The 20,305-nt window shown below is 44.6% G+C and carries 21 protein-coding genes; 19 read left to right on the forward strand and 2 right to left on the reverse strand.

Annotated features, from left to right (window positions below; translation table 11 throughout):
- The first annotated feature begins 40 nt into the window (after positions 1 to 40).
- From GKG43_RS12310 to GKG43_RS12340, 7 genes are all read left to right on the forward strand, one after another.
- Positions 41 to 796, forward strand: a complete 756-nt coding sequence (locus GKG43_RS12310; RefSeq protein ID WP_157355597.1) for a GDSL-type esterase/lipase family protein — start codon at positions 41 to 43, stop codon at positions 794 to 796.
- 133 nt (positions 797 to 929) lie between these two features.
- Positions 930 to 1,313: a hypothetical protein gene (locus GKG43_RS12315; RefSeq protein WP_050639736.1), complete on the forward strand. Its 384-nt coding sequence runs from the start codon at positions 930 to 932 to the stop codon at positions 1,311 to 1,313.
- A gap of 371 nt (positions 1,314 to 1,684) precedes the next feature.
- Complete coding sequence (locus tag GKG43_RS12320; protein WP_050639737.1) at positions 1,685 to 2,311, forward strand: hypothetical protein; 627 nt, start codon at positions 1,685 to 1,687, stop codon at positions 2,309 to 2,311.
- Between the two features lie 175 nt (positions 2,312 to 2,486).
- Positions 2,487 to 3,128, forward strand: a complete 642-nt coding sequence (locus tag GKG43_RS12325; protein WP_242857497.1) for a hypothetical protein — start codon at positions 2,487 to 2,489, stop codon at positions 3,126 to 3,128.
- Positions 3,129 to 3,272: 144 nt separating this feature from the next.
- Positions 3,273 to 3,968, forward strand: a complete 696-nt coding sequence (locus GKG43_RS23705; protein WP_129879157.1) for an SNF2 helicase associated domain-containing protein — start codon at positions 3,273 to 3,275, stop codon at positions 3,966 to 3,968.
- Positions 3,878 to 5,260: an SNF2 helicase associated domain-containing protein gene (locus tag GKG43_RS23710; RefSeq protein WP_129879158.1), complete on the forward strand. Its 1,383-nt coding sequence runs from the start codon at positions 3,878 to 3,880 to the stop codon at positions 5,258 to 5,260. The genes GKG43_RS23705 and GKG43_RS23710 overlap by 91 nt, the downstream gene beginning before the upstream one ends.
- Before the next feature lie 19 nt (positions 5,261 to 5,279).
- Positions 5,280 to 5,489 carry a DEAD/DEAH box helicase gene (locus GKG43_RS12340; RefSeq protein ID WP_055150373.1) on the forward strand — a complete coding sequence of 70 codons (210 nt, stop codon included), beginning with the start codon at positions 5,280 to 5,282 and terminating at the stop codon, positions 5,487 to 5,489.
- A gap of 165 nt (positions 5,490 to 5,654) precedes the next feature.
- Here GKG43_RS12340 and GKG43_RS12345 read toward each other — a convergent pair whose 3' ends face one another.
- On the reverse strand, positions 5,655 to 6,452 hold the full coding sequence (locus tag GKG43_RS12345) for an ABC transporter permease (protein ID WP_025657028.1): 798 nt from the start codon (positions 6,450 to 6,452) through the stop codon (positions 5,655 to 5,657).
- Positions 6,445 to 7,212, reverse strand: coding sequence for an ABC transporter ATP-binding protein (locus tag GKG43_RS12350; protein WP_025657029.1), 768 nt, complete (start codon positions 7,210 to 7,212; stop codon positions 6,445 to 6,447). Before GKG43_RS12350 ends, GKG43_RS12345 begins: the two co-directional genes overlap by 8 nt.
- A 538-nt stretch (positions 7,213 to 7,750) precedes the next feature.
- Between GKG43_RS12350 and GKG43_RS12355 the strand changes: the two genes are divergently transcribed.
- From GKG43_RS12355 to kdpA, 12 genes are all read left to right on the forward strand, one after another.
- Entirely contained in the window at positions 7,751 to 9,169 is a 1,419-nt protein-coding gene (locus tag GKG43_RS12355) for an FGGY family carbohydrate kinase (RefSeq protein ID WP_025657030.1), read from the forward strand.
- On the forward strand, positions 9,156 to 9,725 hold the full coding sequence (locus tag GKG43_RS12360) for an AAA family ATPase (RefSeq protein ID WP_025657031.1): 570 nt from the start codon (positions 9,156 to 9,158) through the stop codon (positions 9,723 to 9,725). Before GKG43_RS12355 ends, GKG43_RS12360 begins: the two co-directional genes overlap by 14 nt.
- A gap of 19 nt (positions 9,726 to 9,744) precedes the next feature.
- Positions 9,745 to 11,025: an ABC transporter substrate-binding protein gene (locus tag GKG43_RS12365; protein WP_129879159.1), complete on the forward strand. Its 1,281-nt coding sequence runs from the start codon at positions 9,745 to 9,747 to the stop codon at positions 11,023 to 11,025.
- Positions 11,026 to 11,408: 383 nt separating this feature from the next.
- A complete protein-coding gene (locus GKG43_RS12370) occupies positions 11,409 to 12,083 on the forward strand; it encodes a sugar ABC transporter permease (RefSeq protein ID WP_173020106.1) in 675 nt (224 codons plus the stop codon).
- Positions 12,073 to 12,924, forward strand: a complete 852-nt coding sequence (locus GKG43_RS12375; protein ID WP_025657034.1) for a carbohydrate ABC transporter permease — start codon at positions 12,073 to 12,075, stop codon at positions 12,922 to 12,924. Before GKG43_RS12370 ends, GKG43_RS12375 begins: the two co-directional genes overlap by 11 nt.
- 33 nt (positions 12,925 to 12,957) lie before the next feature.
- Positions 12,958 to 14,166 (forward strand): hypothetical protein, encoded by a 1,209-nt coding sequence (locus tag GKG43_RS12380; RefSeq protein ID WP_025657035.1) that lies wholly within the window; start codon positions 12,958 to 12,960, stop codon positions 14,164 to 14,166.
- 15 nt (positions 14,167 to 14,181) lie between these two features.
- Positions 14,182 to 15,207, forward strand: a complete 1,026-nt coding sequence (locus tag GKG43_RS12385; protein WP_025657036.1) for a LacI family DNA-binding transcriptional regulator — start codon at positions 14,182 to 14,184, stop codon at positions 15,205 to 15,207.
- Complete coding sequence (locus GKG43_RS12390) at positions 15,208 to 16,176, forward strand: PfkB family carbohydrate kinase (protein ID WP_025657037.1); 969 nt, start codon at positions 15,208 to 15,210, stop codon at positions 16,174 to 16,176.
- A complete protein-coding gene (locus GKG43_RS12395; protein ID WP_025657038.1) occupies positions 16,176 to 17,033 on the forward strand; it encodes a class II fructose-bisphosphate aldolase in 858 nt (285 codons plus the stop codon). The genes GKG43_RS12390 and GKG43_RS12395 overlap by 1 nt, the downstream gene beginning before the upstream one ends.
- A gap of 46 nt (positions 17,034 to 17,079) precedes the next feature.
- Entirely contained in the window at positions 17,080 to 17,706 is a 627-nt protein-coding gene (locus GKG43_RS12400; protein ID WP_025657039.1) for a DUF624 domain-containing protein, read from the forward strand.
- 274 nt (positions 17,707 to 17,980) lie between these two features.
- Positions 17,981 to 18,418, forward strand: a complete 438-nt coding sequence (locus GKG43_RS12405) for a hypothetical protein (protein WP_117440787.1) — start codon at positions 17,981 to 17,983, stop codon at positions 18,416 to 18,418.
- Positions 18,419 to 18,550: 132 nt separating this feature from the next.
- A complete protein-coding gene (gene kdpA / locus GKG43_RS12410) occupies positions 18,551 to 20,293 on the forward strand; it encodes a potassium-transporting ATPase subunit KdpA (protein ID WP_025657041.1) in 1,743 nt (580 codons plus the stop codon).
- Positions 20,294 to 20,305: the final 12 nt, after the last annotated feature.

Below are 20,305 nucleotides of genomic sequence, written 5' to 3' on the forward strand. Positions count from 1 at the left end.
TTCTGTCTGCGGAAAGAAAATAGGAAGGACTTCAGGGAGAATGAATAAGGCCATCAAAGGAATTATTATAATCGCCGCAGCATTGATTGTGGCTGCAGGCGCAGTTCTTTTCTGCTTTGTTTATAAAGCAAAAGAACCACCGGCGCCCCAAATAGAGTCAACGGGAAAAACAGAAGACAAAAAGATAAGGGTCGCATGTATAGGGGACAGTATCACATATGGAGCCGGAGTACTTGCTACCCGGGACAGAGATTCCTATCCTGCCATTTTACAGGAATTACTAGGGGATTGCTATCAGGTACTTAATTATGGGCTGAGCGGCCGTACTTTGCTCGATGAAGGGAACAAGCCATACAAACAAGAAGATTTCTTCGAAGAAACGCAGGAAGCAGAGCCCGATCTTGTTTTGATTATGTTAGGCACGAACGACTCCAAGCCAAATAACTGGGATTCCGCGGCATATGAAAAAGAGCTCGGGGAGTTCGTGGACTTGTACCAGAACATACCCAGCCATCCCGAGGTATATCTCATGACATGCTGTGATGCCTTTGCCACAGACGGCAAGAAAGAAGTTGCATTTGGCGTAGATAAAACGGTTATTGGAAATGAAGTAAATGCAATTATTAAACGGGTAGGGGAGTATTGTGAAGTGCCGGTTATCGATATTTACGGTACGACAAAAGACCATCCGGAGTATTTTGCTGACGGAGTCCACCCGAATGCCAGGGGGAATCGAATCATCGCAGAAATGGTGTATCAGTGTTTGTGTGAACATATCCGCCGTCAAGAACAGTAAGGCTATTTTATTAACAATCCCGTTAAGTTAATAACTTTGGTTGTAATTTTCCTCCCATACGCTTATCATTAAATTATAGAAGAGATGCTGTGTGTAACTATTCAGATTCCACGTGAGAAAGGGAGGGACTGATATGGGCGGAAAACTTGCAAAACCTTTACTGTTACTTGACAACAGCAATATGATGTCGGTATTGAACGAGGGCGAATTTAAATGCAGCAACCTTACGTTTGAAGAAACGAAGGCAATCATAGACATGTACGATGAGGATATGATTCTCCGCTGCTTTACCAATGTTGACATTGAGACAGTTATTTTTGACTACCTTGGTATTACAAAACGGAACTTCGAATTTAAAAAGATCAGGAATATGAGGTCGGGACAGGATGCGATTGTGTTTAAGCTCTACGTCACCCCCTCGGAGACCCAGCCTGTGATACAGGCTGATGACGGCGTAGAGGCGAGGAAGATCCAGAATATCTATGTCTACTGTCAGCATTTGACACGTATTAAATAATTAGTGGAGTAATTTGGGTAATATTTTGAGAATATGACGCAGATTGTAAGAGATGAGCTTTAGTTTTAGCGACAGATGGGGGCGCACCGGAAATTGACAGCCGGCTGGCGCCCCCATCTGCCGTCAAGGCTGAAGCTCGCTGTATATGGTTCATGTTTCGTTACTGTTTTATAGTATGTTTTAGTTTATTGACACAGCTTTTAAAATCAAATTTTATTAACAGAATTAAAGAGATTTTTTTATTTCTCTGTGGTATGATGTTTTATAGTGAATAAATTAACAGAGTGGTTTTTTATTGAGGGAAGTCCAGTGATGGCTGAGGGGGAACAAGTGGAAGCCGCGGAGAAGCGATATCAGATCGAGGAGGACATATGCATAAAAAAATCCGGACAGCGAATGAAGAAATCGGCAATGTAGTATTTTTGATTTTGTTTACAATCGTATGGTATGCAGGGCTTTTGGGAAACATACTGCGGGAAGGGTTTCAGCCTTTTATCCTGATCTTTCTGGCAGCAGGGCTTCTGCTTCCGTTTCAGGCAGTGCGTATGGTGCAGAAGGCAGTTTACTACAGAAGGCTGCATGCGCAGTGCGTGGAGGAGGGGCATCCGAAGAAGGGCAAGATCGTGAATATTGTGCGGGAGTATTATGTAGATTCCAACAGCAGAAACAGGCAGTATATTACATATTATTTTCTGATTATTGAAGTATTCGATTCGAATACGGGGGTCTCACAGCGGATCAAGAGTGAGCCTTATCGGATCCCGCTGCACAAATATCTGGGAGCGCCCTATGTGAAGGTGTATACTGATTCCACAGGGTGGCACCATGTTATCGAGGACTTTCAGTTGAAAGAGAACCGCAGTGAACCGGGGATCACACTTGAAAATCCTAACATTTATCTGAAGGACTTTAATAGTCCGCATCCGTTTCAGAAAGTGATCTCGGCGGTAATCCTAATATGGATTCTGTTATTTGTGCTGGGAATCTTTCGGAAGTAAAAGGGGTCAGTCTCTTCTGCAAAGGGGACAGGCCCCTCTGCATTTAGAGAATTTTTGTTGAATGGCAGAATCCATTATACTATAATCATTTTATAAAGCACTGTCAGGAGGTTACAGATGCAGCTTTTATTGAGACAAAGTTTTATTGGAAGTGTATGACAATGGAATATGTAATGTGTTGGATTTTGAGCGCCTTCCGTTTGCGCTTAGAAAGCAGAACATAACACTGGCGGATTTTATCGAATGGGCCTCTAACCGAACATTATCTATTGGGAGAAGTTATGCAAAAGAGATCTTGAACAGTTTACGGCTGTCCCAGACTAATCGCTATGCAGTATGCAAAGCCTGCAGAGGATTAAGTCTGGAGGATTCGTACTGGAGCAGGCAGGATGGCGATGGAAAAACATGGGAAGAGGTTAATTTATTTCATAACCCATTGACGCTTTTTATTACCGAAATATCTCTGTCGGGAAGAAATGTCCGACATCCGGCAAATATTTCGTCAAAGAGCCAGATCCATACGCCGGAACTTACAACTTTAGGAGCCAGTGCGAAAGCATGGATCAGGCGGGAAAATGCTCTTTATCTTCATAAGGTTGGGAAATATGAAATCCCGGCACACGACCATGCATTTTCTAGTAATCCGCATGTGATGTCCCAGACAACAGCGGATGAGAAAACTTTGTACGAGGCGGCTTCAGAGGCGCAGGCGGAGCTTAAAATTGATATGAGTAAGCTGAAGGCTATGAGGCGTCCCGGGTTTTTAACGGCGGAACAGTGGAGACAGGTGCAAAAAAGAGCAGACATGATTTCTTAACCGGCGGGATCATATTACAGAAGATTTGAAAAGGTACAATTTGATAAGTTTAAGGAGAAAACTTGGCAATGCAGGAATGGGAAAGGAAAATTCAATGAACAGGTGCAGAATTCGGAGACTGCCATTTACGGAACAAATACCAGGATGAATCATAAACTGAGCAACTTTACGGCACGGGGACAGGAATGGGCCGGTTATATCCATAGGATTGTAGAGGAAGAACTGGAAATGGAAAGGCGTCTTTGTGAATCCGGCTGGTATTATGGCAAGCAGACGAATAGGCACAATGTTTTAGATCTGTCCGGATGGAAGCTGGATGAGTTCTATCAGCTGCTGGGATCAGAAAAGGTTGAGTATGAAGACCGAAGCGCAGCGAAAAAGGAAAAACGGATGATCTGCTGCAAAGAAGCGACTCCAAGAATCCGCATGGAAATTAGAAAAAATACGTTGGAAACACAAAAAGAGTTCCACGGCGTGCAAATAACCTGTGAAATGCCGGTGTTTTTTAAAGGGGTGGAAGCATCCTATTTTGTGGAAAAGGATTGTTTATGCAGAACCGGACAGGAATATATGGAACGCATCAGGCTTCTGGCGGATCAGTCAAGGAATGGGTTGCTGTCTTTCAAAGTGGGAAGGAACAATTTGTCAGAGTTTTATTATATGGTGCTGCCGAGGCTCCGGGATGTGGTCGATGTTACGGAAGCAGATACAGAAGAGATTCACGAATACCTGCGCCCGAGGTACAGTTTATGTTCTATCTGGATGCCAGAGATCACAATAGCAGCTGCCGGCTGCATGCAAAATATGGAGAACGCGAAGTGTCGGTATTTGACCTGTTAGACGAAAATCAGGACAGGCCGCTGGAACGCTTCAGAATGGAAAACAAGGAGGCTGAAATACTGCTTATCACAAGGCGCCTGTTTCCGGAAATTGATGTGGAAGAAGATGAACTGCATTGCGGGCATGATGAGGACCTGATGTATTCCGTGCTGGAGCATGGGGTGGAGACACTATTGGAGTATGGAGAAGTCCAGTGTACCCAGAGATTCCGCAATATGAATGTGCTCAGAAAGGTAAAGGTGTCGGTGGGGGTATCGCTTTCCAGCGGACTTTTGAATCTGGATATTACGACAGAAGATATCCCACGGGAAGAACTGCTGGATGTTCTGAAAAGCTACCGTTCCCGCAAAAAATTTTACCGTCTGAAGAGCGGGGATTTTCTGAAGCTGGAGGATAATACGCTGGAACTGCTGGGTGAGCTGATGGATTCTATGCATCTTTCCCCAAAAGACTTTGTGAAGGGGAAAATGCATCTCCCGGTTTACCGTACTCTTTATCTGGATAAACTGCTGAAGGTGCTGCTGATTACAGGAAGCCAGGAGGAGCGCCGGCAGAAGCTGGATGAATATACGTCCTATGATGTGCTGGTTACTTCGTATGACCTGCTGAAAAGAGATATCGTTTCTTATGAGGATAAGGAGTTTCTGTATGAGATTATCGATGAGGCTCAGTACATCAAGAACCATACCACGGCGGCATCCAAGGCGGTAAAAGTGATCAAAAGCCAGTTCCGGTATGCAATGACCGGAACTCCCATCGAAAACCGGTTAAGTGAGCTGTGGAGTATTTTTGATTATCTGATGCCGGGATTTTTATATAGTTACAAAATATTCAAGAGAGAGATAGAAACCCCGATCGTGAAAAATGGAGACGAGGATGCAATGAAGCGCCTTCAGAAAATGACGGGTGCGTTTATCCTGCGCAGGCTGAAAAGCGATGTATTAAAGGATCTTCCGGATAAACTGGAAGAAATCCGATATGTTAAGATGGAGAAGCCGCAGCAAAAGATTTACGATGCACAGGTGGTGCATATGCAGACACAATTAGCGGAACAGGATGACGCTCAGTTTCATAAGAATAAGATTCAGATTCTGGCGGAGTTAATGAAGCTGCGGCAGATATGCTGCGATCCGGGACTTTGTTTTGAAGATTACCGGAATGAATCGGCCAAGCTGGAATCGTGTCTGGAACTGATCCAAAGCGCCATTGACGGCGGGCATAAGCTTCTGCTGTTTTCGCAGTTCACCACAATGCCTGAACCTGACCGGGGCGGATGTAGTTATCCATTATGATCCCTGGTGGAACCTGGCGGTGCAGAATCAGGCGACAGACCGTGCACACCGTATTGGACAGACCAAGAAGGTGACGGTGTATAAATTGATTGTTAAACACACAATAGAGGAAAAGATTCAGAAACTGCAGGAGGCCAAAATGGATCTGGCGGATCAGATCGTGAATGCGCAGACGGGTGGGCTTGGCGGCATGAGTCAGGCAGAACTGCTGGAATTTTTGGAGGCATGACAGCAGATATTAGGAGACAGATTCGGATATAAGGAGAGATTGAAAATATGTAGGGCAGCTGTGGGAATAAACCGCAGCTGCTTTTCAAATGTTCAGAACGAACATATAGAGAGAAGATGTGAGCAAAGGGGTCAGACCCCTCTGCAAAAGGGTCAGACCCCTTTGTCAAATTCTTTTCTGATAAACTTTTTCAAGCAGGTTGATCAGTGCGTAAAGCCCCATTGCCATGATACAGAGCAGGACGATTGACATAAGCAGCCAATCCATTTTGAATACCTGTGAAGAGTATATAATCAGATATCCAAGTCCATTGCGCGCCGCCAGGAATTCCCCGATGATGACACCGACCAGGCAGAGTCCGATATTGACCTTCATGTTGCTGATAATAGCCGGTATGGAGCTGGGCAGAACGACTTTTGTCAAGGCGTGCCATTTATTTCCCCTCAGTGTATAGATTAATTTTATCTTTTCCTCGTCCACCGTCGTGAAGCTGGTGTAAAGATTCAGGATGCTGCCAAAGATTGCGACGGACATGCCGGCTACAATGATTGTAGTCTTAGTGGCGCCCAGCCAGACGATTAGAAGCGGCGCCAGCGCGGACTTCGGAAGGCTGTTCAGGACAACCAGATAGGGGTCCAGTATTTCCGACAGCTTTTTACTGCACCAAAGGGCAACCGCCAGCATAACGCTGATCAGGGTGACAAGCAGGAAACTGACGATCGTTTCATACAAAGTGGTCCAGATATGGAGAAAGATCGTCTTATCCAGAACCATTCCCCAGAAGCAGAGGGCTATTTTAGACGGGCTGCTGAAGATGAAGGAGTCAATGATTCCCACATTTGCAGTGAATTCCCACAGGAACAGAAAACTCAAAAGGATTGCAATCCGGGAGACCCGTACAATCCTTTTGTGGCGTTTCCGGCTGTCCAGATAACTTTGCTGTCCAACAGAAATCTCATTCATTTTTATTCAACTCCTCCCATATAATATTGAAATAATTTTTGAACTCGGGAGCGTTCCTTCGCAGAAGGGGAGTATCCTTTTCAAGGGTAAATGTGATCGGGACTATCTTGGCAATCGTGGCAGGCCGTTCCGTCAGGATTATGACGCGGTCTGCAAGGCTTACGGCTTCCGAGAGGTCGTGAGTTACCAGCAATGCGGTCTTGTGTGCATTTCTTATAATCTGTCCGATATCATCGCCTACGGAAAGACGGGTCTGGTAATCCAGGGCAGAAAATGGTTCATCCAATAAAAGAATATCCGGCTCCAGGACAAGGGTGCGGATCAGAGCAGCGCGCTGACGCATCCCTCCCGACAATTCAGAGGGTTTGGAATTGATGAACTGTTTGAGGCCGTACAATTCGAGAAGCTCTTTTGCCTTCGCTTTCGATTTTGCAGAAAGCATATGCTGGATTTCCAGACCAAGCAGCACATTGCTGTAGACGGTCCGCCACTCGAAAAGATGGTCATGCTGGAGCATGTATCCGATATTCATGGTACTTTCTCTTAAATATTTTCCGTTAGTTTTCAGCAGCCCCTTTTCCGGCTCCAGCAGGCCGGATATAATCGAGAGCAGCGTAGATTTGCCGCATCCGGACGGACCGACAATAGCCACAAACTCTCCGGAGGCGATGGAAAAGGAAATATCTGTCAGTGCTTTGGTTTCTCCTTCTAATGTGTGATAAGCATAATTTATGTTTTTTAATTCAAGTATTGGTTCCATGCAGACACTCCATTCGACAAGTATATAGTTAGTTTATGAGAAAACTTAAGATGGGTGAAAGAACTCGCAGATAGAATCAGAAGCTGCCCTCTAATTTCCGTTCTTATGGGTATATCTATGGTAGCTGACAGAAAACAGGAAAAGCTATTCCGTAATTCTATAAACTTTATTTGCTATGTAGAAAGAAATGCGGCAGGAAATGTTTTTCATTGGAAAATAAAAAGAAACAATAAAATAAGAAAAAAGAATATACGGGTGTAAAAAATACAAAATCATGAGTCAGAACCCGAACATTCTTTTCTGCCCTTTGCAAGTGGATGTTAACAAGTAGGGGATTCTTGGAAATACAAATAAATTATCTATTTAAACCGATTTAAAAATTGAATATTGGTAATAATACCAGAAAATTATAAGCTAAAATTGTTAAAAATTGACGAAACTTGATGCGAATCCTGAAAATAATTGACAAATATATTTAAGTATAGTATATTCAAATTAAATTTAAAGCGCTTTAAAAACGAAAGGAGGTGATAAAAATATGGATGGATTTTTGGGAATTGATGTCGGAACAACGAATAGTAAAGCCATTCTTTTAGGGGAAAATGGAGACATCCTCTCAATATGGAAACAGGAGACCCCTCAGGTTTTAAAGGATGGCCGTTCTTATTTTGATATTGAGAAAATAGATGCCTGTGTTGAACATTGGATTGAAGAAGCCGGTAAAATCTCGGAATTAAAGAGTGTTGGATTTTCGAGTGTGGGAGAATCGGTGATCCCTATGAAATCAGGAAAAGTCTTAAGTATGCCGTTGGTCTGGCATGAACAGACAGATGACATTCCAAAATGGAAGGATGAGATCCTTTGTAAGAAATCGGGGTTTGCTAATACAGGGGTACATAAATCATCGACATTTGCCGTGTATAAGATGATATGGATGATGGAGAACGTGCTGTCCGGGATACCGGATATGTGGCTTCCGATCAGCAGTTATTTGACTTATAGCAGAACGGGTACTGCAAGATGGGATACATCCCAGGCAGGGCGCAGCTATCTTTATGATATCCATAAAAAGACATGGGATTTAGAGACTGCAGAGAGGCTGCATATTAAGCTTCCAAAACCTGTGGGAAGCTTAGGCGGGTACTGTGGGAGTAAAGACGGGATCGTATATGGACTGGGCGGTCATGACCATTATGTCGGACTGTACGCAGTGAGAAAGCTATATGGAAGTTCAGATTTGTTTTACGATTCAATGGGCTCTTCTTCTGTACTGGCAATGGTAAAAGCAGACGGCGAAAAAAAACTGCGGGGCACAGCTACATTCAATCCAAAGGGCGGCTGTCTGGTCACAGGATTTGAACCGGAGGAATATGTGGTGAACAGATCCCTGGACTATTATGGGAGAGTGTTGAAATGTCTGGCAGGGTTAGCCGGAAAAAGTGCTGACCAGGCATTCTATGATGATGCCAATCAAAGGCTTTTTAACCTGCCGGATGTGGACAGGCTCTGCAGGATAGCATGTCCGAAAGATTATGGCAGATATGCAGAGCATGCGCGCTACATCAACTTACTGGATGTAAAGGAAAATACTTCCCTTTCGGAACTGCTCTTAAGCGGTTATGTCTATATGGCAATCGGGACGGAGAGAATGTATGCGGATTTAAGCCGGTACTGTAACGGTTCCCAAAAGGAGATGCCATACTTCACAGGCGGCGGCATTACGGATAACCAGTTATTTATGCAGTTCAAAGCTGCAGCACTGGACAGAGAAATTACAATTTTAAAAACATCAGAAATCAGTGGGCTGGGTGCAGCGATCTCCGGATTATGCGCCAGCGGAAGGGAAAACTTGTTAAGGAACATGAAAAAAACGCTTCTTGCGGAATCGAAGGTTGCGCCCCAATTGCAGTACGCAGAGTACTTAGCGGAGATGAGAAAAAGATATGAAGCAGGATAGCGGACGATTAATTTTGATATCTGGTCTGCCAGGGAGCGGAAAGACAACATGCGGCAGATGGCTGTCTGACAAATATAAGATTCCATACGTTGATTACGATGGAGTGATCCAGCCGTTTATGACAGAGGTTTATGACAGATTTTATCAGGGAAGGGCATACGATGAATTTTGTTCTATCTGGCGCGAATGCTGTTATGAAACCTTTTGGAATGTGATAGCGGAAAATTTAAGGGCGGGCATAAGCATAGCGGCGTCCGCACCGTTATCGAAGGAAATGAGGCAGCCGAGCTTTTTTGACGGAATGAAAAGTAAATATGACATAGAGTTCAAGGTATTGTCCCTTGTTCTGCAGGTGCCGGAAAAAGTGCTCTACGCAAGGATTGTCAACCGCCAGGCAAAGCGCGATGAGCAGAAGGTCAGGCAGTGGGACGATTACTGCAAACAGCAGGAGCACACAATTTTGTGGCAGCCGGAGTATCAGATTATATGCCATACCGGAGAGGAATACAGAACGGACAAAATTGTCCGGACATTTCTGTATGATGAGGAAGTTTAAGTGAAAAAGGAGGAAAAGTATGAAAAAATTAGTTTCCATTTTATTAACCATCATGATGATTGGAGCACTGGCAGCCGGATGTGGAAAATCTTCGGAGGATACAAAGTCTTCTGATGGAGAAAAAGTAAAATTGACCTTTTGGGCAGGCTTAACAGGGGATGACCAGCAGGCAATGGCTGATATGGTAAAGCAGTTTAACAGTGAACAAGATAAGATCGAAGTAGACTTTTATTCAGTTACCTGGGGAGAGATTTTTACAAAATTATCTGCCGCCAGCAATACCGAAAGCGGACCGGATGTCATGCTGATGCATCCCACAGATCTGTCTACATATGCGGGCAAGGAGATGATCGTACCCCTGGATGATTTGATTGGAACGATGGATGTGAATCAAGAGGATTATTCGGATGTCATATGGAAGGGAAACCAGGTGGATGGGAAGCAGTATGGGATTCCGCTGGACTTCCATTGCATGTCAATGTTTATTAATCTGGATTCTTTTGAGGCGGCTGGCCTTACTGCAGAAGATGCGAAAGTAACATCCGTGGATGAATTCAACGCACTCTGTGAGAAATTAAAAACGGATGACCAGTATGCGGTCGGACTTGGCAGTAATTACGCGCATACCTACAGATATTGGTACGGACTTCTGGGACAGGCTGGGGGTAGTTTCCTGAATGGAGATATGACAAAAGCAGAATTTAACAGTGATGCTGGTGCCAAAGCGCTGGATTTTCTGGCAGACTGGGTGGCAAAAGGTTATGCTCCCGAAGCTGAAGCAGATATCGATGCGGACTGGCTGGGCGGAACTACGGCAATGGTGATTGAAGGACCGTGGTTTACACCTTCCGCTATGGCATCTGATCTTAATTTTACCACCGTACCATTCCCACAGGTTTTGGGAGAAAATTCTGTATGGGGAAGTTCTCATACGATTACGGTTCCCAGATATGATAAAAGAAGTGAGGAAGAGACCGAGGCAACACAGGCGTTTATCGGTTGGATCGTAGAAAATTCATTTAACTGGGCTGCACAGAGCGGACAGATTCCTGCAAACCAGAAGGTACGTGAATCGGAGGAATATAAGGCGCTCGAGATGTACCAATATGCACAGGCATTTATTGATCAGGCAGAATATGTGAAATATGAGCCGTTATGTCCGGAAACCAGTGAATTTGGTGCGGATAACGAGCTGTCACCGGTTGCAAATGCAGTATACAGTGTGATCAGCAAGGAAAAGGATTCCGTTTCGGCTCTGGATGAAGCTGCAGAGAGTGTTGATAAAATACTGGGGAATTAAAGGCGGGAGAACATCGTACGGTAACGGGCAGGTCTCAATGAATAGGGCGCCTGCTGTCTGAGAAATGCCGTATTAGGCGGCAGTGCTGCAAACCTCACCATACACTGCCGCCGGATAATAACGGAGGGATGAGCGTGGTAAATAAAAAGAAAAAAATGAAAAAAGCCGGGATACTGCTCCTATTTCTCGCACCATATTTTGTGCTGCTGTTTATATTTAAAATTCTCCCCATATTTGCCAATTTTTACTACAGTTTTAGAGAAATAGAGGTGCAGACGGCAGGAACTTTCATAGGTCTAAAAAATTATAAGATGCTTTTTTAGGACCCTTTGTTTTATAAGGTTCTGAAAAATACATTTACATACTTATTATATGTAGGCCCAGTGAATATCATATTTGGTTTTCTCCTGGCACTGCTTTTAAACCAGAAGCTGAAAGGAACAACCTTCTCAAGGGCCGTCATATTTGTCCCCTATATCTTAATGACAACCCTGGTCGGTATTACATTCAGATACATATTGGACGGAAACAATGGAATTCTAAACCACTATCTGTCGTTTTTGGGTATTGAGCCGGTCTTCTGGCTGACAAAGACCTCCACAGCGATGCTCGGTATCGCAGTGGCTTCTATATGGTGGACAATCGGCTATAATACGGTGATTTATCTTGCGGCTCTGCAGGATGTTCCGCGGGATCTGATCGAAGCGGCTTCCATAGACGGAGCCAACCGGTTTCAAAGATTGGTGCGTATTATAATCCCATATGTAAAAAACACAACATTTTTCGTAGTGCTGACAACAGTAATATATTCCATGCAGGTATTCGGACAGGTCTATGTTATGACATCGGGAGGCCCTAACTATAGCACCCTTACCTTTGTGCAGTATCTGTATATCAAAGCATTCAGGGAGTTTAAACTGGGCTATGCAGCAACAATAGGAGTGGTTTTATTTATCATCATTCTGCTGATGTCAGTTGTGATTTACGGGGTATTTCTTGACCGCGATGAATGGAGAATCAAGCGGAGCCAGAGAAGGAGGGGGAAACATGAAAAGTAAAAAGAAAAACAGCCTGATTACAAAAGGCATATTGTATATCATACTGATTCTGGTTGTTTTATTATTTATTTTTCCTCTGATTTGGATTGTATCAACATCATTCAAATCGACGGCAGAGATCTTCAATGGTCTATACAATTGGCTTCCGATTCAGCCGACTCTTGAAAATTACGCAGAGGCCGTGCAGGCCTATCCATTGGGCGTGTGGATGAAAAACAGTGTGATTGTCGTTGCATTGGTTATTGTATTATCCTGCGTTTTCTATATACTGCCGGCATATGCATTGGCAAGAATAGAGTTTAAGTATTCGGGTGTTCTTGTCATGCTGATGGTTGCGACGATTATGATTCCCAAAGAATTATCTTCCATTATGTCTTATAAAATCGTAGCTAAATTGGGGCTTCTGGATACCTACTCGGCAGTAGTGATTCCACAGATATGCGATGCCATCGGTGTGTTTTTACTTTATCAGTTTTTCCGCGGCATCCCCAAAGAATACAGCGAGGTATGCCAGTTAGACGGAGGAGGCCATTTTACCATACTGACGAAGATATGTCTTCCGTTGTCTGGGCCGGCCATATCGGTTATGGTCATTTTGACTTTTGTATCATCGTGGAATAACTTTTTCTGGCCGCTGCTGGTGACATTTACGGATAAATCCATGACACTTCCGGTCGGCCTGGCAACGATTATGACAAGTTACAGCGAGTCATCGGCCTCGAGGCAGTATGGTCTTCTGATGGCAATCTCCATTCTAACCTCCATCCCTGCGCTTGCCATTTTTATCGGAATGCAGAAGAAGTTCGTAGAGGCGATCACATCTACAGGAATTAAGGGATAAGAATACAAAATAACAGCATAGGAGACGAGAAAGATGAAAGATACAAAGGCGGTTATATCAGATTATATTCAAAATATGCAGGGGATATTAAGGCTGCGTCCGGCCTGGGTGGCACATGATTTTCTGAAGCCGGGAAAAAGGCTGGGGCTGAAGGAGGAAGACTATGATGCAGGTGAACGCGGCAGCATAATGGAAAGATGGTTCTGCTCGGAAACGCATGCGGATAACAGAATTGATATACCGGATGAGGGCTATTCTTATCTGGAGATCCCGGGTGAAAATATTACGGTGCGTGATGCACTGCAATTATGCAGGACAGAGATTCTGGGGGCGGAATATGCAGAAAAGCACGGCTGCCTGGGACGGCTGATCAAAATATATGATTTTGGCACCAGGCTGTTTTTCCATATCCATCCTAGGGCAGAGGACATGAAAAAGATAGGGAAAAATTCCAAGGATGAAGCATATCATTTTCTGGATGCGCCGCTTGGAAACCATCCGGAGAGTTTTTTCGGAGTACATCAGTATATTGTGGAGCAAAACCTCCAGAAAGAGATATTCCTTCCGATCCTGAAAGAATGGAAAGCTGGAGAGGAAGAGGTCTTGAAACATTCCCGGGCCTTTTTAAATGTACCGGGAGAAGGATTTTTCCTGGATTCGGGAATACTTCATGCGCCGGGGAGCGCATTGACAATGGAGATCCAGGAGTCTTCCGATGTCTGTACCGTATTTCAGCCCGTTGTGGAGGGCTGCAGCATTCCCAAAAGCATGCTGTATAAGGACGTGGCACAGGAAGAGGTTGAGAATAGAGGGGAGGAAGCGGCCTTAGATCTGATTGACTGGGAGGCAAGCAGCGATCCTGATTTTTATGAGAAGAGGCATATTTATCCGAAACCTGTAGAGGAGACCAGACAGGGGGATATCTCGGAAGACTGGATCTATTATGGGACTCCTAAATTCAGCGGGAAAAGGCTGATTCTAAAGCCGGGTGAAGAATTTTTCAGCCGTGAGGGAGGCGTACACAATATCTTTGTCTGGAAGGGGCAGGGGACAGTCGGCGGCCAGGAGGTGGCGGCAGGGCAATTTGACCTGTATTCCTGTATGGATGAGCTCTTAATTACTTGCCAAAGGGCAAAGGAAGGTTATATAATTAAAAACACAGGCAAACATGACCTTGTCTTATATAAATATTTTGGACCTGATATCAATATAGAAAATTTGCCGAAAATGGGGCACAAGTAGGAAAAGGAAGAGATAATGGGGAACATAACACTAAAGGATATTGCAAAAAAAGCAGGTGTATCGGAGGCAACTGTTTCACTGGTATTGAATAATAAGAGTGTCGTGAACAGCCGTACACGGGAGCGGGTACTGAAGTGCATAGAGGAGATGAACTATAAGCCGAATCCCCTGGCGAGAGGGTTAGCTCTCAGAAAATCTATGACAATAGGGTTAGTCTGCCCGGATTCCGAGAACCCCTATTACGGGAAACTCATGAAGCTGCTGGGGCATTACTGCAATCAATATGGGTACTCACTTGTGCTTGGTGTGTCCAATAATAATCCGGATATGGAAACTCGTATTATGGAGAATTTTGTGGATAAACAGTACGATGGAATTATCGTGCTTCCGCTAAATATCAGGAAAAATGAAAGCAGAGTTTTTACGGATGTGAAGGAGAATAAGATTCCGATCGTGTTCTGTACTTCCTATTATACAGGCTTTAAAAAAGATTGTGTTTTGACAGACTATGCGGAGGGCAGCTACCAGCTGACACGTTACTTATTAGAAAATGGGCATCGCGAGCTATGGTATTTTGTCACCAGTGATAAAAAGCTGCCGGTCGCCCAGGAACGTATCAGCGGTTACAGGAGGGCATTTGCGGAGATGGGGCTGGACGTGGAACAGGACTGGATTGTGGGCTGTGATGATATCAGTGTGGAATACGGTTATGCAAAAACGAAGCAGCTTCTCCAGAGTGGCCGGACACCGGATGGGATACTGGCACTGAATGATTATATGGCATATGGAATCAAAAAGGCGATCCAGGAATGCGGATATCGTATACCGGAAGATATTTCTCTGGCGGGATATGATGATGTCTTCTATCATCTGATTGCCGACAAACCACTGACGACAGTACATCAGGATTTGGACAGCATGGCAGCCAATACCGTAAATCTGCTGATGCAGAAGATGAATAAAGACTTCCAGCCAAAACAGCCGGTCCAGCATCTGATACGTCCGTCCTTAGTGGTGCGCAAAACAACAAAGGGGGATTAAATGAAAGGCGGAAGGTACTTTATTTTAAGCCTGAATCCCGGCTATGACCAGTGGCATATTGTGCGAAGCAGGCCTGCTGTACAGAATGTGTTCCGGGCAGACGAGGTGCTGCATATCATATCGGGAAAAGGGCTGAATGTTGCCAGGGCATTAAAGAATCTGGCATGTAAAGAATATGTTTGCATGAATATTTTAGGCGGAAAGACAGGGGAAATAATCCGGGATCTGGGCAGGAAGGAGCATCTGAACTGCCTGGAGTACCGTATTGCCGGCGAATCCCGGATTAATACCTGTGTCATGCTGGAGTATGACAAAAAGACACTCTCTTATAATGATCCGGGTCCCGTACTATCCAGGGAAGAGGTCTCGGGCCTTAAGATATTATTAAAGGGCATAATGGACTCAGAGGAAAAGCAGTCTTTTGTCATAAGCGGTGCGCCATGCAGGGGAATATCGGAACAAGATTTTCGGGAGATCCTGGAATATGGGGTTTATAAAGGGCATCGTTTCGCTGTGGATGTTTCAGGAAACTGGCTGAAAGCAGCAGGGGACTACCCATTAAGTCTGATGAAAGTGAATAGAGAGGAATTCCAAGAAGCGTTTCAGTTGGATGCTTTTCTTTTTACCAAAAAATTAAAGCGCTTTAAATTCGAGAGGGGAATCGAAGAACTGATTGTCACGGATGGTGAAAATGGAAGTATAGCCTGTGGTAAAAACGGGGAATGCCTATTTGGAAAAGCCGAAAAAGTACAGGGCGGAAACTATTCCGTAGGTTCGGGGGACTCTTTTTTAGCAGGTTATCTGGCAAAATATGCACAGGATGCGTCATTAGAAGAATGCCTGAAATACGCCGGTGCATGTGGTCTTGCAAATACATATAAAATTGGTCCGGCAATGATAACGAAAGAAGAAGTAAATAGACTGGAAAAATACATAACGATAGGGAAGAAAGGAGAAAGTGTGGTATAATGTCATTAGTCACGTTAAAAGAAATCTTAAAAGAAACAAGGGAAAAGAAATATGCAGTTCCGGCATTTAATTTTAATGGTTATGAGGATGCTCAGGGGATGATGAACAGTGCGCTTCGGATGCGCTCCCCCATAATTCTCATGGCCTCTATGGGAGCTGCCAGATATATCGGACTGAAACAGACAGTCGGGATGATTAAGGGGATGGCGGAATCCGTAGACATTCCGGTGTGTCTCCATTTGGATCATGCAACAGATGCGGTGTTTCTCAAAGAAGCGGTAGTCGCCGGTTTTACCTCGGTTATGATAGACGCATCCAAAAAAGACTTTAAAGAGAATATAGAAATCACGAGAGAAGTCGCAGTATATGCGAAGAAATTCGGATGTTCGGTTGAAGCGGAGCTTGGAAGAATTGGCGGCCGGGAAGAAGAGATCGTTGTTGATGATGCTTCGAGTGCGCTGACTGACCCGGAGAGAGTACCCGAATTTGTAGAAAAAACAGGAGTAGATGCACTTGCAGTGGCAATCGGCACTGCACATGGATTTTATAAGAGTACGCCGAAACTGGATTTTGAACGCCTTAGGAAAATCGCTGAGTTAACATCCTGCCCGCTGGTTCTTCATGGGGGGACAGGGGTGTCGGAAACAGATTTTCAGACATGCGTCAGCCTGGGCATGAGTAAGATCAATGTGGGGACCGAATTTAAGGCGGCGTATACAAATGCAATCAGAGATGCTGTTGCTGTGAATGAAACAGCAGAGGTTGATCCAAGAAACTATATGAAATATGTAAAAACAAAGTGTGAAGAAATTGCGGAAGGCAAAATGAGGCTATTCCATTCCGCTGGTATGGCCTGATTCATAAGGCCGCCGTATTAGTGCTCACAGAGAAAGGAGGCTATGTATGATTCAGAGAGTGTTCAGCCCGGAAAACGGTTTTATGCCGGTTCTTTATAAAATCAGCAACCTGTTTTTACTGAATATACTGTGGATTCTTTTCAGCCTCCCCATAATTACGGTTGGTGCATCTACGGCAGCTCTCTATACGGTTACCCTGAAAATGTGCAGGAATAAAGAGTCCTATATATGCCGTTCCTTTGTACAGGCCTTTCGGAAAAATTTCAGGCAGGGGACATTGATTTGGCTGGCTTATGCAGGAGTTGGGGGAATACTTTACTTCAACCTGTATGCGGCGGCCACAGGGAAGCTTTTTGCACAGGCTTTTTTCCTGACGGTATTTACAGTTATGTCTATTCTATATGTAATGATAGGTATCTATCTGGCGCCGGTATTGGCTAAATTTGATACAACAATTATACAAATATTGAAAATATCCATATTTTTATGCTTCAGGCATATTATCCGTACAATCCTGATGATGATTGTAATACTCATACCGTATCTGGCAGTGGCCATCGATCTGTATCTTTTACCGGTACTAATTATCATTGCTGTCTCAGGAACAGCATATATTTCGGCCTGTATCTTGAATAGAATATTTTCAAAATATATACAGGAGGTTGAAACATAAAGCATGGATTAGAAAATTTGCAGATGCGATAAAAGCGGGAAGCCGTGGGAAAAGAATACCCACGGCTTCCCGCTTTTTTGAGAATATTCTGAAAACGGAGGTCAAGGGGGTCAGACCCCCTTGACCTCCTCCTTATGGTTTTTATACTTTTTTAATACCCGCCGTATGTTCTTTCACACCTATTTAATACAAAGCATGCTATTTTTTAGTAGTAAAGAGAAGATATGGGTGCGGCGGTAAAGCAGTACGCATCCGAAGCAGGGAGGCTTTTATAATGAAGAAAGAATCTAACGAATATGGGAGTGGAAATTTATTTGATATGGAGGATGATCTGAAGAATCTCTGCAGAGTCATCAGGAATTATGTGTCCGAACATAAGTGGGAAGAGTGTGACCGTCTGATTCCGAAGTATATGGAGTTATATCCGGACAGTGCGGTGCCGCATAATTTACGAGGAATTGTCATGGAAAAACAGGGCAGGCATGCGGAAGCCATGAAACACTTCCGGGCGGCACAGGCCTTGGATGCATCCTATGTTCCTGCAAACTTTAATATGGAACGGTTCGCCTCTTTTGAAAAGGAGGGCAGGGTAGAACCGGCATTTGACATGAATGACTGTATCAGGATGACAAGCGAAGTTAAGGGGAAAAAAAACTATTTTTTTCTGAGGAACCTGGAGTATGATGCAGAACTGGAAAATCCCTGGTCCTGACCCCTTATTTATGAGAAAGGAATAGATTTGCGGATTGCTGTTTTAATGTCATTTTAATACCAGAATGTATTTTTATTATCCCAATTTTATATAGACTGGCGTAAATTAGAGACCTGTAAGGAGGAAAAATAAATGGGAAATACAATTTTGCAGTATGTGCTTTATGTTGTCATCCTAGTAGCGCTTGCAATACCGCTTGGGGGCTACATAGGAAAAATTATGAATGGTGAAAAAGTATGGCTTAGCAAGATACTGTCACCGGTAGAGGGGCTGGTCTATAAAGCCCTCAGAGTGAATAAAGAGGAACAGATGGGCTGGAAAAAATATGCGGCCAGCGTAGGGCTTTTCAGTATTTTCAGCTTTATTGCGTTATTCCTGATTCTTATGCTGCAGGGACATCTGCCATGGAATCCGGAAGGAATTAGCGGGATGAGTCCGGATCTGGCGTTTAACACAGCGGTCAGTTTTGTGACCAACACAAACTGGCAGGCTTACAGCGGCGAGACAGGACTCTCTTACTTCTCACAGATGGTGGGTTTGACCGTACAGAACTTCGTGTCTGCGGCAGTCGGAATCTGTGTACTGTTTGCCTTAATCCGTGGATTTATAAAAGTAAAGTCGGAGGGGCTTGGAAGCTTTTGGGCCGATCTTACGAGAGTGGTCCTGTATGTTCTTGTTCCATTGTCAATCGTAGTAACTGTTCTGCTTGTGTCTCAGGGTGTTGTGCAAAATATGAACAGCTATGAGACAACGCAGCTGGTGGAGCCGGTCACAACGGAAGAGGGGGAGGAGATAACAGAGGCAACAATCCCTATGGGGCCGGCGGCAAGTCAGATCGCTATTAAGCAGCTGGGCACAAACGGAGGCGGTTTCTTCGGCGTGAACTCAGCGTATCCACTGGAGAATTCGACGCCATTTTCCAATATGGTTGAGATGCTGTCTCTTCTATTAATACCTGTGGCGCTGTGCTTCACGTTCGGAAGAAATGTTAAGGATAAAAAGCAGGGCATTGCAATTTTCTCTGCAATGATGATTATGCTGGTTCTTGCATTGTCAGGTGTTGCAATTTCAGAACAGAATGCGACTCCCCAGCTTGCAGCGGATGGTGCAGTCAATATAGAGCATACGGACGGACAATCCGGCGGTAATATGGAAGGCAAAGAATCCAGATTCGGGATAGCAACATCTTCCACATGGGCGGTCTTTACAACCGCGGCGTCTAACGGCTCCGTCAATTCCATGCACGATTCCTACACTCCGCTGGGAGGGGCCATACCGATGCTCCTGATGATGCTTGGTGAAGTCGTATTTGGAGGGACAGGATGCGGGTTATATGGAATGCTCGGATTTGCGATCATGACGGTCTTCATCGCCGGCCTGATGGTCGGGCGGACGCCGGAATATCTGGGTAAGAAGATCGAACCGTATGAAATGAAGATGGCATGCGTTGTCTGCCTTGCAACACCGGTTGCGATCCTGATTGGTAGCGGTATCGCAGCGGTGCTCCCATCTACGCTTGACAGTCTGAATAACCCGGGAGCACACGGACTATCTGAGATTTTGTACGCATACTCATCAGCTGGTGGAAATAACGGCTCCGCTTTTGCCGGATTTGGCGCGGATACGCTCTTTATCAATATATCGCTCGGGCTGGTTATGGCCGTTGTCAGATTTGTCCCGATGATGGCGGTTCTGGCGATTGCCGGAAGTCTTGTCAGGAAGAAGAAAGTGGCTGTTACGGCAGGAACACTGTCCACCAGCAATGCAATGTTTATCGGACTGCTGATTTTTGTAGTCCTGCTGGTTGGGGCATTGAGTTTCTTCCCGGCGCTGTCGCTCGGACCGATTGCAGAATATTTTCAGATGTTAGGATAAGTTGGGAGGCAT

The organism is Eubacterium sp. BIOML-A2 (genome assembly GCF_009680135.1).
GTDB lineage: Bacteria > Bacillota > Clostridia > Lachnospirales > Lachnospiraceae > Faecalicatena > Faecalicatena contortus_B.